This is a genomic window from Spiroplasma poulsonii (assembly GCF_009866525.1).
Classification (GTDB): Bacteria; Bacillota_I; Bacilli_A; order Mycoplasmatales; family Mycoplasmataceae; genus Spiroplasma; species Spiroplasma poulsonii.
This window is the reverse complement of sequence record NZ_CM020866.1, coordinates 688,113-700,322: the sequence shown is the minus strand read 5'-3', so window position 1 is coordinate 700,322 and position 12,210 is coordinate 688,113. Positions and strand designations below refer to the sequence as shown.

Annotated in this window: 12 protein-coding genes; 2 read left to right on the top strand and 10 right to left on the bottom strand. The window is 28.0% G+C overall.

What is annotated here, in order from left to right:
• Positions 1–223 precede the first annotated feature (223 nt).
• Positions 224–1,651, bottom strand: coding sequence for a M60 family metallopeptidase (locus tag MSROBK_RS03840; protein WP_040093194.1), 1,428 nt, complete (start codon positions 1,649–1,651; stop codon positions 224–226).
• 101 nt (positions 1,652–1,752) lie between these two features.
• Here MSROBK_RS03840 and MSROBK_RS13170 point away from each other — a divergent pair, with 101 nt between their 5' ends.
• Both MSROBK_RS13170 and MSROBK_RS13165 read left to right on the top strand, forming a co-directional pair.
• On the top strand, positions 1,753–2,205 hold the full coding sequence (locus MSROBK_RS13170; protein WP_040093193.1) for an IS5 family transposase: 453 nt from the start codon (positions 1,753–1,755) through the stop codon (positions 2,203–2,205).
• Positions 2,190–2,588, top strand: a complete 399-nt coding sequence (locus MSROBK_RS13165) for an IS5/IS1182 family transposase (protein WP_040093192.1) — start codon at positions 2,190–2,192, stop codon at positions 2,586–2,588. Before MSROBK_RS13170 ends, MSROBK_RS13165 begins: the two co-directional genes overlap by 16 nt.
• A gap of 531 nt (positions 2,589–3,119) precedes the next feature.
• Here the strand turns inward: MSROBK_RS13165 and MSROBK_RS03830 are convergent.
• The 9 genes from MSROBK_RS03830 to MSROBK_RS03790 form a co-directional block, all read right to left on the bottom strand.
• On the bottom strand, positions 3,120–4,190 hold the full coding sequence (locus MSROBK_RS03830) for a glycosyl hydrolase family 18 protein (protein WP_105628907.1): 1,071 nt from the start codon (positions 4,188–4,190) through the stop codon (positions 3,120–3,122).
• 172 nt (positions 4,191–4,362) lie between these two features.
• The gene (locus MSROBK_RS03825) at positions 4,363–5,967 is read right to left on the bottom strand and encodes an ABC transporter ATP-binding protein/permease (RefSeq protein ID WP_157944227.1); all 1,605 of its coding nucleotides are present in this window, start codon (positions 5,965–5,967) and stop codon (positions 4,363–4,365) included.
• 121 nt (positions 5,968–6,088) lie between these two features.
• Positions 6,089–6,469, bottom strand: a complete 381-nt coding sequence (locus tag MSROBK_RS03820) for a transcription antitermination factor NusB (protein WP_040093190.1) — start codon at positions 6,467–6,469, stop codon at positions 6,089–6,091.
• A 15-nt stretch (positions 6,470–6,484) separates the two neighbouring features.
• Complete coding sequence (locus MSROBK_RS03815; protein WP_040093189.1) at positions 6,485–7,150, bottom strand: hypothetical protein; 666 nt, start codon at positions 7,148–7,150, stop codon at positions 6,485–6,487.
• Positions 7,151–7,189: 39 nt separating this feature from the next.
• Complete coding sequence (locus tag MSROBK_RS03810) at positions 7,190–7,642, bottom strand: hypothetical protein (protein WP_040093188.1); 453 nt, start codon at positions 7,640–7,642, stop codon at positions 7,190–7,192.
• A gap of 75 nt (positions 7,643–7,717) precedes the next feature.
• Entirely contained in the window at positions 7,718–9,355 is a 1,638-nt protein-coding gene (locus MSROBK_RS03805) for a hypothetical protein (protein ID WP_040093187.1), read from the bottom strand.
• A 148-nt stretch (positions 9,356–9,503) separates the two neighbouring features.
• Complete coding sequence (locus MSROBK_RS03800) at positions 9,504–10,091, bottom strand: hypothetical protein (RefSeq protein ID WP_040093185.1); 588 nt, start codon at positions 10,089–10,091, stop codon at positions 9,504–9,506.
• Positions 10,092–10,108: 17 nt separating this feature from the next.
• Complete coding sequence (locus MSROBK_RS03795; RefSeq protein ID WP_040093183.1) at positions 10,109–10,492, bottom strand: hypothetical protein; 384 nt, start codon at positions 10,490–10,492, stop codon at positions 10,109–10,111.
• 275 nt (positions 10,493–10,767) lie between these two features.
• Positions 10,768–12,141, bottom strand: a complete 1,374-nt coding sequence (locus MSROBK_RS03790) for a hypothetical protein (RefSeq protein ID WP_109244071.1) — start codon at positions 12,139–12,141, stop codon at positions 10,768–10,770.
• Positions 12,142–12,210: the final 69 nt, after the last annotated feature.

Sequence of the window (12,210 nt, the reverse complement as noted above, 5' to 3'; positions counted from 1 at the left end):
AGTAAAATCTTTTTTCTTTCTTTTTTGGGGTGCAATCTTAGTGTACTGTTTTTATTTTATTTGTTTTCAACTTTAATATTATGATTCATTGAACTTTTTCTAATGCAATGATTTTTGATATTTAACATCTTAATTATTTAAAAAGTTATAGTAGTTATTGCATTTTTGAAAAAGACATAAAAGATATAGATATTGCTGTTAAATTATCAAAAAATAGAAAAATTTATAATATTTCTTGGACAATTGGATTTTTTCAAGTATCTTCTTCAACAATATTATTTCAAATTTGTTTTGTTAATGGTTTTAAATTTTTAATTTCATTTCTTGTTGCTTCGGTTGCTTTTAATCCCCATAATAAAAAGAACACACCCAAATTATAACCTGATACTTGTGAAGTTGTTTTAATAAATCCTTGCACTTTTTGCTCATCAGTTTGAAAACGAGGATCGACATCAGGATCTTGACCATTATTAATTTCACGATATTTTTGATTTACAAGCATATAAAAATTATTACCAAAAGCCATATTTAATTGTCAAAACATTGACACTTTGGTTGATGTATTATTTCCATAATCTTCTTTCATATCTAAAAAATGTTTATCCTCATCAGGTTGATTCAAATATTTTGTGACAACATCTTGAAATTCAAAAACTTTTGGTTTTACGCCTAAAGATTGTTGGACATAAACTTTACTAACTTCAGCACGAGTTTCACCTGTATTTGAAAAGGTATATTGTGCTGCTGTATAAGTGTGAGCACTTTCGTGTCACAATGCACCTTGGTCTTTAATCGAAAAAAATAATTCTTTGCCCGCATTACTACTATTAGGAAACATTACTCGCCCAGCAGTAGCGTTGGCATAACCAGCACTCTCATCAGCATTGGCAATATGAATATATTGAAGATATTTATGATTAATACCCGGATCCTCTTTATTTAAACCTCAAAATTTATTTGTCATACGTCATCAATAATCTCATCCAGCCACAAAAGCATTAATGTAATTATCCTCCAATCGAGAATTAATAACTTCGTTTTTTATCATATCTGTTTGCATTGTCGCAAAATAATGCTCTGAAACAAATTCCACAAAAGGTGATTTTGTTGCATTAACTTGTTTTTTAAATTCACTTTGGCTTGTTTCGTTTACTTTAAATGTTGGGATTTTAATAATATCCTCTAGATTATTTGTATGGATATCAATTATTTGTAAATCCGTTTGATTATTATCAGCAACATAAAATAGACCAGAATTTTTTGCTGTTAATAAAAATTTCTTATCTGTTATTTCATAATTTGAAAATGTATTATCATTTTGTTTAATCATAGGATTTGCATACTGTCCTCATTGACCAATTGATAATTTAACATTTTCTTTTTCATCATCAGTCCCTTTACGATTTAAAGTGATCTCGTAGGTTACATCTTTTTTTAAGAAATAACCAGTTGGTTTAAATTCAGAGTGTCTAAGATTCCGATTTTCACGTTTTCGCATTTCGTCACTAGTTAATAATTGTTTATTTTGATTTATTTTTGCTGTTATTAGTTCAGAAGTTTCTTCATTATTAGTATCAAAACAACTAATCAAACTTGTTGTACTTGTTCCGATAATTACTACCGTGCTTAATAAGCTCAACAACTTTTTCATCAGTTTTTTCCTTTCCGTAATTATTTTTTAAATAGACTTCTTGCGATACCCTTTTTTATTAAAATATTATTATAAAATATAATTTATGAGGACATAAAAATATGAACAATAATAAATTTAATACTCTTAATGATAGAGAATGGTTAAGATTAACAGGAATAAAAAAATCCACTTTTAATAAAATGTTAGATATTTTAAAAGTTGCTGAAATAGAAAAATTTAAAAAAGGTGGTAAAACTAATAAATTATCATTAGAAAATAGATTATTGATGACTTTATTATATTGACGAGAATATCAGACTTATTTTCATCTTGGTAAAAGTTTTGATATTAGTGAGGCTAATTGTTATCGTAATATTAAGTGAATTGAAGATATTTTAATTAAAAACTCTGATTTTCAACAACTTGCTGGTAAAAAAGCACTAATAAATGATTATTTTAATGATAAAACTATTATTATTGATGCTATCGAAACTCCAATCCAACGCCCAAAAAAAGACAAAAACAATCTTATTCTGGTAAAAAGAAAAAACACACGATCAAAACACAAGTAATTATCGAACAAGAAACCAAAAAAATTATTGCAACAAGTTTTTCGCTCGGAAAAAAACATAATTATGCTTTATTTAAAGAATCAAAAATCCCAATTTTAAAAAATACCAAATTAATAGTTGATAGTGGTTATCAAGGAATACAAAAAAATCACAATAATGTTCTAATACCTACAAAGAAAACAAAGAAAAATCCTTTAAACAAAGAACAAAAGCAATATAATAGACTAGTTTCAAAAATGAGAATTATTATTGAAAATATTTTTGCTATTCTTAAAAAATTTAAAATTATTACAGAAAAATATCGTAATCGAAGAAAAAGATTTGGTTTAAGATTTAATTTAATTGCCTCAATTTATAATTTACAATTATTATATTTAACATAAAATATTTATTTAAAATTAAATAATTTAAATAATAAATTAATTTTTCGTTGTGGAAAAATATTAAATTTTTAAATAAAAAACATAATTAATTAAAATTATATTTTTCTATTAGTATCTTTTTTACAAATATTTGCAATTTTTTAACAAGTAATGCAAGAAGTCTAATTAAAAAAAGAAATTAAAATTTATATAATAAAAATGTGAAAATAAATATTTAATAGCTGGATTAATTATTGATACAATATTTTTTGAAAATATTTTATTATATACAAGTTAATATTTCCTTTTTAATTTAATCAATAAATACCCTAAACTAGTTTAGGTAAATTAATTCTATCATAAACATTTAAAATAGCAATGGTTTTTAAATAAATCTTAATTGCTACGAATATGTTTAAAATTATAAAAATAAACATATAATTTAATATCATTTGTTACTTCATTGATACTTTGATATTCATCAGATAAAACATAAAATGAACCTAAAAATTAGGTTCATTTTAATAACATATTAATTATTTTGTTAATATTTTATTGATAAAATTCATTTTGATAGGTTTTAATAAACTCTCACGCTGTAACCGCATCCCAGTTAACTGATCAAGTCATCATTCCTTTTAAATAAATGTTTTGTTCTTTTAATAAGTCTGTTGCCTTTTTAATATCATGCTGTTTAACTTGTCCATTTGCTGCGGCATCATTATTTGCTGGTAGTCCTAATAATTTATCAGCTGGAATTTGATAAAAATTATCTTCTCCTTGCACAATATATTTTGCAATTAAATATAAGAATTCTGCTTTATATTTAGCATCATTTTGTGTTAACCATCAGCCATTAAAACCTAACGCTTCTTGTTCTTCTAGCGGAACATTAACACCATCACCAGCTTGGTTATAAAATTGTGGACTAACAAAATCAAGATAATCACCTATGGTTTTTAAATATGGTAAATATTTCCCTTGACTTGAATTTGTTCGTAAATATGGGAATTCTGGAGCCATTGTAATTAAAAACTCCTTGTTATTTTTTGCATAATGGTCTTTAAGGCCCATTAAAACTTGCGGAATAATATATTCATTTTCGCCATCTGCAATTGCTGCTTGCTCTAAATCAATATCAATTCCATCGAATCCAAACATACTTATTAAATTCATAATTTCTTCTGTAAAAGGTTGTAAATCAGCAATTTTTAAGTCAATATGTGCATCAGCAACGCCTAATGATAAAATGACTTTTTGACCACGTTCTTGCACTAATTTAACTTGATTCGTAAAATAATTATTTTTTTCAATTTGAGTAAACTGCGTTTTATGTGGTACTTCTGGAATGAAAGTTGGAATTTCACCAATTTTATATGATTTCATAAATGAAACATTTGAAACATTAATAAAATCATATTCCTGCGGAACATTAGCTAAATCAAGGTACTTGGCTGTTCCACCTTGATATCCAGCACCATTATCTCAATTGTGTCAGTAACCAACTAGAATTGGTTTATGTTCTTGTGAACTATGATTAGTGGTAAGATTATTATTTGCTAATGATAACGGAGCATTTGTTACTAACGTCAAAGTACTCAACAATGATATTAAACCATTCATAATGATCACACCTTTCATTGTATAGTATTTTCAACTGTTTTCCCTACCTTTATTTTACTAACAAAAAATAAAAAAGTAAATAATAAAATCTTTTTAAATTCAAAAAGGTTATAATTATTTACTTCCAACAAAAAATATTGTTGTTTTTAATGCCCCAAGAAGGTCTTTTAAATTATGCTTGTCAACGTAGTTTTCAACCAGCAACCCCAATATAAACCCCAATTAGTCCTAACGAAACCCCTAGGTAAATTCCATAAGTTGGCGTAAAGACAAAATCTTGTCCACTTCATGTTTTTAAGAAGGGATCCATTTTATATTTAAATGGATTAATATAAGTAACATATTTTAAAACATCACTACCATTAATTAATTCTGCCGGAATAAAAGCTCCACTTAAGAAAGCAATTTGCATAAAAATAACATTTGACCCAGCAATAAATGATGTTGTTGATTTAAAAATTGACGATAACATCATTCCTAATGAAATTGTTGAAATAAAAACTAAAACAACAAATGGCACTGCTGGTTCAAAGTTATTTGGTGCGGCAATTTCTTTTCAACCAAAACTTGGTCCAAAGAAAATTCCTGCTCATAATAATGTTCATAAAAATGATGTAATAATAAAAATTAAACCAACAAACATTACTGATAAAACAAAGAAAACTGGTTTAATATTTGTCGCCCCAATTCGCTTCATTAAAACACTATTTTTAAACTCTAAAATAGTTTGTGGAATAATAAAAATTCCTACCGACATTGCTTGTACCATTGCAATTGATCCAACTAAAGTATGAATATTCTGCGCTGGATTGTCGTTTAATTGTTTAAAGGCGAATCCTTTCAAAAATAATAATAAAATAGGATATACAATTAAAAAGAATGGTACAAAAAAACCTTTATAATAGTATTTTAGCATTAAGTCAATTAGTGGTTTGTTTTTACCACGAACACGACCATCACAGATTCATTTATCGACTTTATTTACACGAGTGCTTTCTTTGCTTTGCTTAACCATTTTTTGAAATTGCTGATCTAAATCAGTTTTCTTGTTTTGCTCAAACATTTGTCAAGTAAAGTTATGCACTGAACCATATTTTTTAACAATATCTTTGACCATTCCGGCTTCTTTAATTTCACAATTATGAACATAAATATATTTTTCACAAAATTCTTCAACTTCGCTAATCATATGGGTTACTAAAAACATTGCTTTTCCTTTTTCAACAATGTTTTCTCGTAAAAAATAAAAAATTTCTGATCGAACTTCAATGTCTAATCCGGTTGAAATTTCATCTAAAATAACTAAGTCTGGGTCATGGATTACTGACAATAAGATATTTAACCGTTGTTGTTGTCCTCCAGAAAGTCCCTCAACAAATTTATTTTCCATTCCAATTAGTTGATATGTTCGTAATAACTCTCGTAACTGACTATCAGTCATTGGAATATTAAATGTATTTAAATAGTATTTAATCATATCCATAACTGAAATTCCAATTGGATATTTTGATTCTTGGAACTGAAGACCAATGGTTAAGTTCTCTTGGCGAACTACTTTTCCGGCCGTTGCTTGCCGAATCCCACCAATAATTTCACTTAACGTTGACTTCCCACTTCCATTAGCACCAATAACCCCAATTCGGTCACCAGGATTAATAACTAAATTAACTTTATTTAAAGCAACCTTATTTTTGTATTTTTTTGTAATATCAATTACTTCAACTAATGGTTTGGACGCATCAATCGCTTTGCGTTCTTTTACAACTGTTTGCTTCATAGTTTCCCCTTTCCTAGCTATATTTATTTAATGTTAATTAATAAATATGCTTGTTTATTTTATCAAAAAAAAGCATAATCTTACTTTTTTTTCGTTCTTTTTTGATAAATAAATAAAAACCCTAAATTTGATCTAGAATTGAATTGATATAACTAAAATCAGTATCTTCACTATAAAGTTTTAAAATTTCTAAACTTTCATCAATCACAATTGCTTTTGCTAAACCTTGATAATGAATTGCATAAACGCCATACACTAAAACAGCTTTATGATAATTACTTAGTCGTTCAAACTTTCATCCTGGTTTTAAATACTGATTAATAAGAGCAATAATTGTTGGTAAATTTTGCAAAATATTATCAATTTGTTCTGATTCAACATTAGTTTTTACAACTTGTGAAAAATCATAAGCCTCTTGTTTTGTTGTTAAAACATCATGTTTCAAAATAAAATGACGATATAACAAATTGATAATATTAATCCGTTCTTGGCGTTTTGACACGTGACATACTCCTTCTTAAATATAGTGATATAAACAAAATAAACTTCGTTTTTGTAACCGCAAATTATGACGATGACTATGAACGCCAAATAAATGATGTAACATTAAAATTGTTTCATCAGCTAAAAGATCGTTTGTTAAATCATCATTCTTTTCAATATGTTTTATTATATCACTTCAATGATATTGTTGTTGATTAATTATTTGAATATTATCATAACTTGTAGCATCTGTTATTGTAAATGGTTCTTTGCTATTAACAACAACTAAATTAATGGTTGCTGTTCGTAAAAACTGTTTTACATTAATCATTTTCATCATCCGATTAATCATAAATTGTTGTTTCACAATTGGAGAAGTAATCAAAGTATTGTTTTGTTCTCATACCGAAGCAGCCATTGTTGTCTTAACTGGAGCAATTAATGCTTGCATTTTTAAAAAATAAAGATTTTTACGAGTTAAAATTAAGCGAGGAAAATAATATGTTATTTTACTAACATCATCATAAAAAGCAACATTTTTAAAATATCACATATAACTAACAGTTTTAACATACCGTTCAATAATTTTATCAAAATACCGATACTGTTCCAATTTTAATTCTTGTTTTCAATTTAACGCTGGTAATCCTAATTCCTGACGAATTTTTGTTAAATATTGTTGCTTCTTATGACTTAACATTATTTCCCTCCTTTCTCTTAAATTAAGTAAAAAAGAAACCTATGGTTTCTTACGATGTCAAAAATGACTAGTTCGTTTTTGATGTTGATAACGATATTGGCTTTCATCTTCAGCAATTAACTGCTCAATTAAATCATCATTGTCTTTGCGCGTTAATGCTTCTTGATAATCAAAAGTTTTTTCATGAACACGAACATGAATACCATTAAGTAATAGTGGTGCTTTAATTTCTGCTAATTTTAAAAATCTAATTTCCTTTGGATATAAATATAATAATTTCCCATGTAATTTAACATTTCGTAATAATATAAAATCATTTTTAGTTTGGGAATTTGCCACATTGTCTTCAGTATAAACATTATAGCTAATAAAATGATTATAATCTTGTTCATTACTAGCAAAAAACATTTGATTTTTATGCATTCGATCAATACAAATAATTTTTCCATTATGCAAAAAATATAAATGTCCGGTTTTAATATCTCTTATCATTTCTCGTTACCTCCTGTTCTATCTCTCTTTTATTGCTAATTTTGGTTGATAGTTAACGAGTTGATAATTAATACGTTATTTTTTATCGTGTGCTTCTTGCATCAATTGTGCTTGCACTCGTAGCGATTCAATTAAAGCTTGGCGATTTTCTTTTACTTCTTCACGAATTCGTAACAATCGTTGAAATTCTTTTTGGCGTTTAATAAACTCTTCAATATTTCCTTTTGTGTTTTTATATTTAAGGACTTGTTTATCTAACAACTTGATTTCAGCATATTGTTTCTGGTTTAATAACATCACATGTTTTCGTAACAATGCTATTGATTTATTACGATTTTGTAAAATTTCCTCATTTAATTTTTCATCTTTTGTTTTAATTGTTCGTGATAAATTTATTGCTCGGTTAAAGTCAGCTAATTCCTGGGAAATTTGACGATTATAACCTTGTTCATATTGTTGGCGAACTTCCAACAAATACTGTAGCATTTTTTGTTCATAAACTAAACGTTGATCAACATTAGGTCGTTTCTTTTCATCATATTGATGATTATAATTTGTTGTTTTATAACAATCCTCATTTTCCAATTCTGCTTGCTCATTCGCAAAGGCCATTGTTGCATCTTGCCCTTTTTTGTTCTTTGCTTTTTGTGCTGCAGTTTCTTTTTTATTATTTTTTTGTTTTGTTTTCAAAACAAAGGTTGCTTTTAAGTGTTCTAATTGTGTTTGTTCTTCCGCATTTAATTTATAAAAACGAGCCTTGTTTTCTAACCGTAAAATTAATCGTTCTTCCATTGATAATGGATCTTCAGCAGTCCGAATAATTTTAACTGGTGTTGGTTTTGGTGGTACAATATCTCTTGCCGCAAATTCATTTAAGTTAATTTCAACTTGATTTTGTTTGATTAAACGAACAAGAATTTCTTCATCCCCTTTTTCAATTTCAATTTTATCATCAGAATCAACAACAAAGTCAACAACTGATAACCCATTTCGTTTAATTTGCGAAATTTGTTGGGCTAAAATCGGACGTAAATCACGACGAATTGTTGTTATTTCTTCTGTTTCGTTCCGACGAATAATTGTTCTAGTTTCATCTGGTTCTGATCCTGTTGACCCTAATTTTGTTTTAACACGATCAACATCTAAACTATTCCAATTTGAGAAAGTATTAAACTCATCATTAATTAATTCACTGTCTTTTAACGGTGGTTTAATTAAATTAGTTGTTTTCAGAGGGGCATTTTTAGCAGACTTTTTTGTTCCATTCATAGTTTTATTAGTTCTTGGTTGATTTAATGGTGTTGAGATTAGAATGTCTTCCTGAACTGGCGGTTTCACTTTTGCTGCTGATTTTTTACTAGCTGCTTGTTTTGCTTTGTGATTGTTTAATCTTGCAAAAACTGGAATTTCTTTGTCAACACGATAACTATAATCAATAAATTTACTTTTATTTTTTTGTTCTTCTCAAGCATTATCTTTATCTTTTAAACGAATAACACCTTTCTGTTTAGTCCCAACTACCTCGGTTAAATATTTTTGTTTTAATGCTTGGTACTCTGGGCTATTTTCATCTAACTGTCTTAATAAAATTTTAATTGTTGCTGGAGTTAGTTTTTTATCCATTAGTTCTGTTGCATCTCGTTCTGAATCAATAATGCTACCATAATCAGCACGAGTAACGACAACAGTATCTGTGTCTTTTTCTTTTGCCATTTTTTCTAGTCCTCTTTATTTACTTTGTCATTATTTTAATACATACATATATTATATAAAATTTTTGCAGTTTTTTAAATAGTTTTCGTAAAAAACCTTGCTTTTTTTATAAAAATATTTATAATATTATTTCATTATTTTTTAGACCCTATCACCGTGATTTTGGCCCTTTTTTGTAAATTAAACGATACTTTTTCGGTTTTTTCATAGCAACTACTTGCTTAATTGGTTTTTCAATTTGGACAGGATGATATATTTCATATTCATTAGCTAATGCTTGTCCAATTTCACGCATTAGGATTGTGCCATAATTATCCTCTTCATAAGAAGGTCCTATTTTGTTATATTTCTTAAAAAAGGATTTTGGAAAAGAATGCTTTGTTTCAACATCACTATTAAGCATTTTTTTATTTACTTTTGGTAACTTAACTGGTTTTGCTAATGTTGCTAAATATTCTTCTCGTTTTCGTAGTTCAATTAACCGTGCTTGTTGTAAGTCACGCAAAATTAATTCTTGTTGGTGGTGCAACTGTTGGGTTTGAACGTTTTGATTAACTTTTAATACTTGTAATAATTGTTGTTGGATTTCAGCATCCGCTTCTTGCGCTCAAAGTTCTTTTTCTTGCGCTCATTGCAGCGCAACATCTGGTCGTTTTTTAGGATCAATCCCACTTGAGGTAACAACTTCATCAAAATATTTTCGAATTAAGTCTGCTGTTGGCAATGTTGCTTTCATTGTTATTCCCCACTTGTTTATTTCTTTTGCTGTTCCTTACCAGTTTTGTTTTCTCCTGCGTCAACTAAAAAACCATTAATAACCTTTTTTCCTTCTGCCAGATATTTATTAATTAAAATCTGTGGTAATGGTTTTGGTTTAACTTTTCGCTGACGTAGTTTTTTTTGATACCGTGTTTCTTTGCGAATATTTTTTTGAATTAACTTTTCTTTTATTAATCGTTCATGATTGTGTTCTACTTGTCGTCGTTCAATTTTACGAATTTCTCGTGGATGATAACCAGCATAAGTATATTGGTTTTCTGCTAAATTTATTGTTAAATCAGGTGTTTTAGTTGGATCAGCATAATTAATTTGATAATCCTTTAATTCTTTTTGAGTATATAATGTTAAATCAATCAAGCTTGCTTTTCAATTAGCCCCTTTTTTTATTTTAGCATTATCTAACGTTTCTTCTGATTTTATTATTGTAACATCTAATTTTTTGATTCTTTTTTCTTCATAACTATTACCAAATTTTAGTTTTTTAAATTAGGTCGTTTTTTAGGGTCAACTGTTGAAACATATTTATCTTCAACTGGTCCTGAAGAAACAGATGTTATCTTACTTGCAGTACTTTCCTTTGCTGCTCCATTAATTTGTGGTTCTGCTCAGTTTCGATTACTTGGCGCTGAAAATTAAGCAATCACCGAATTTGGCATTACTTTCGCAGCAGCAAATTTTGGTGAAACCTTTGGTTTTGGTTTAGCAATTGATTTAACAAACAATGGTCTAATTTGATTAGTAATTGCTGTATCTAAATAAAGATCTGTTTTAAAAATTGGTTTTCGTTTCGGCTCTTCAGTAATGAAATTTCGAATATATTTACCACCAATTTGTTTCTTTGTTTTTCCTAAACTACGCGCTAAACTTTCTTGAACCATTTGATTTCGTTTTTTAATAACATTTTCTGGATCAATCATAACTTTTTCTTCATTCTCGTCATCTTTTGGCGAAGTAATTTCTTTCATATATTGTTTTCATTCTGACGGATGAGAATCACGACGAGATAATAATTCTAATTGATTTTTACTTAAATTCATTTGGTCCTTAATTTCATCAAGAGAGCGTGGTTTAAGGTCACTATTTACGCGCGAATAATCTTCTTCAGGATGATAGACACCACGTGCTCGATTCAAGTACGGATGCACATCGCGATTTGTAGCATCACGGCGGGCTAATAATTCAATTTGATTTGAATTTAAACCTCAACTTTTTGCATGTTTTTTAACTTGGTTATTAAAAGTTTTTAAGGTTTCACTTGCATCTTCATCAGCATTTACCCTAATCATTTCCTCACGCTTACTTTGAAAACGACCATATTGTTCATTCCGTTGGCGAATTAAACGTTGTTGATTTGGATTTAATTTGCTAATTAAATCTTCAACTTCCTTTGGTGATGATTCCTCTGGTTTTGTTTCAACCGTTAAATTGTCCGTATCTGTTTCAAAAGTAGTACTCATTGTTTCATTTGGTCCTACTTGTTTGTGTTTTTGATCAGTTGCTAATACATTAATATTATTATTTAAAAAACTTTCGCGTGGGGCAGCTAATTCTGATTCAATTGCTGCTTGTGATTCTTGATATCCTCTCACCACGCGTGCTGGAAACAAATCTTCGGAACGATATAATTTTCGTTTTGCTAGCAGATCTAATTGTCCAGGATTTAATCCCATATTACTTTTTTTACTTGCTGTAGTTTTTGTTTTTGACTTTGATAATTTTTTAGTTATTGCTTTTTTAAAGTTAACATTTTCTCCAAGAACTGCTTTAATAAATTTTTCGTACTCTTTTTCATAACGTTCATCTCAATCAACTGTACTAGTTGCATTTAATGTTTGATATTCGGTCATTAATTTTAAATATGGTTCTGATTTTTTTCAAGCTTTTGTTAAAGCTTTAATAACAGTCGCTTCGTTAACATTCATTTTTAAATTGTTATTAACTTCTTGTAGTTGTTTTGTTTCATGTAATTTTTTCTTAGTCATCATCTTAACCTCAATTTTATTCATATCCCTAAGTAAAATGCTTTCCATAAAATTATATCATTTTTTTTCTTGCTTTTCCTATCGATATTTGTA